This is a genomic window from Nocardioides sp. NPDC057772, from assembly GCF_042798075.1.
GTDB lineage: Bacteria > Actinomycetota > Actinomycetes > Propionibacteriales > Nocardioidaceae > Nocardioides.
On sequence record NZ_JBHVKN010000387.1, the window covers coordinates 1 to 1486 of the forward strand.

Sequence of the window (1486 nt, forward strand, 5' to 3'; positions counted from 1 at the left end):
CTGCCGATCGGCGCGTTGTTCACGTTGTCGAGCCGCACCTCGACCAGGCCGCTGACCCCGGCGGGCGCGCCCGAGGCGACCCGTGCCGAGAACGTGCGCGCCGGCGTCGAGCCGAAGTTCACGCCGTCGTAGCGGAGCCAGTCGCCGTTGCTGAGGTAGCCGACGTTCTGACCGCCTCCGCTGTCGGTGGTCGCCTCGGTCTGGGTGCCGCTCTGCGCGTTGTAGGACTCGGCCTGGATCGTCGAGTAGGCGTCGCGGCTGCCCGGGACGGGCGGGTCGGTCGGCTCGGTGGTGCCGCCGCCCTTGGAGTAGACCGCGACGTAGTCGACCAGCATCGGCACCCCGGACGCGGTCGCCGCGGTCGGGTTGCCCGGCCAGCCGCCACCGATCGCGACGTTGAGGATGATGAAGAAGCCGTGGTTGGTCGCGTTGTTCCAGGTGGTCGCGTCGACCTGGTCGGAGCGGACCGTGTGGTAGTGGGTGTTGTCCACGTAGAACCGGATCTGCTGGGGGCTGGTGCTGCGGTCCCACTCCATCGCGTAGGTGTGGAACGAGGACTGACAGGTGGAGCCCGGGCAGCCCTGGAGCGTGCCGCCGAGACCGGTCGTCTCGTTGCACGGGCCGCCGGGCGAGGTGCCGCAGTGCAGCGTGCCCCAGACCTGGTTGGCGCCGTTGACGTTCTCCATGATGTCGATCTCGCCGATACCCGGCCAGTTCCAGTAGTTGCCCCGGAACGGCGCGCCGAGCATCCAGAACGCCGGCCAGATGCCCTGCGCGGCCGCGCCGGTCACGTTCGGCATCTGGATACGGCTCTCGACGCGGAGGACGCCACCCGCGGGCGGCTGGAAGTCGGTCCGCTTGGTCTCGATGCGACCCGAGGTCCAGTTGCCGGCGCCGTCTCGGATCGGCTTGATGACGAGGTTCCCGCCACCGTCCTGGTAGACGTTCTGGGTGCTGTCGGTGTGGTAGGCGATCTCCCCGGTGCCCCAGTTGGGGGCACCTCCGGGGTAGGAGTGACCGATGTCGTAGATCCAGTCGTTCGTGTTGATCCGCGATCCGGCCGCACCGGTGAAGTCGTCGCTCCACACCTTGGTCCAACCGGCCGGAGTGCCCGGCTCCGACGCCTCCGACGCCTCCGACGCCTGTCCGAACGATGACAGCGGGATCGCCACCGCGACCACCCCGGCCGCGACCACAGCGGCTGACAATGCCTTGAGACTTCTCATGATGACTCGCTTTCCGATGAACGAGCGATGAGCCCCGATGACTCGTGAGAGCGCTCTCTCGAGTGTCATGGTCCCAAAGCGATGTGACGCGCGTCACGAAACGCCGAACTCTTTAAGATCTCGCCCACTCGGCGCAACTGTCCCGCTCACCACCGTCGAGTCGGCGCAACTGTCCCGCTCACCACCGTCGAGTCGGCGCAAATGTGCCCCCCGGGTTGGTCAGGTGGGCCCGCGCGGCCCACTCAGGCGAAACACACCCC

General features: G+C 68.2%; 1 protein-coding gene. It reads right to left on the reverse strand.

The genetic code is table 11. The features are described 5' to 3' along the window. Positions 1–1226: glycoside hydrolase family 16 protein (locus ACFVJS_RS27925; RefSeq protein ID WP_378886794.1), on the reverse strand; the 1226-nt coding region annotated here is incomplete at its 3' end. Positions 1227–1486: the final 260 nt, after the last annotated feature.